Raw genomic sequence first — 477 nt, 5'->3', positions numbered from 1 at the left:
CCTGCGGAGAGGGGTTCGTCACCACCGATTTGGCGTCCATGATGAAGGTGTAGCGACGCGAGCGGCCGTCAGCCAGGAGATCGGTGTATTTCGAGGTTTCCTCGCGCGCCTGCCAGGGCTTGTCCCCGGCCTCGATGCGGCGCAGCCACTTGACCCAGATGTTGCCCTCCCAGCCCGGGACGACCGCCCGCAGCGGATAGCCCTGCTCGGGGCGCAACGCCTCCCCATTCATGGCAAAGGCGATGAGCACGTCGTCGAGCGCCTTCCCGACCGGCAGCGAGCGGTTCATGCCCGAGGCGTCGGCGCCCTCCAGCATCAGCCATTTGGCGCTGGGCTTGAGCCCGGCCTCGGCGAGCAGGAGCTTCAGCGGCACGCCCGTATACATGACGTTATGGATCATGCCGTGGGTGAACTGGCAGCCGTTGAGCTGCGCGCCGCGCCACTCCATGCCGGAATTGGCGGCGCATTCGAGAAAGT

General features: G+C 66.5%; 1 protein-coding gene. It reads right to left on the bottom strand.

Annotation, left to right across the window (positions count from 1 at the left end; all coding sequences use genetic code 11):
* On the bottom strand, positions 1-477 hold a 477-nt coding region (locus AX750_RS03735; protein ID WP_156462427.1), incomplete at both ends, for a molybdopterin-dependent oxidoreductase.

Source organism: Methylobacterium sp. CCH7-A2, assembly GCF_001557075.1.
Classification (GTDB): domain Bacteria; phylum Pseudomonadota; class Alphaproteobacteria; order Rhizobiales; family Beijerinckiaceae; genus Allobosea; species Allobosea massiliensis.
The sequence above is the reverse complement of the archived record's forward strand: the minus strand, read 5'-3'. Positions and strand labels throughout refer to the sequence as shown.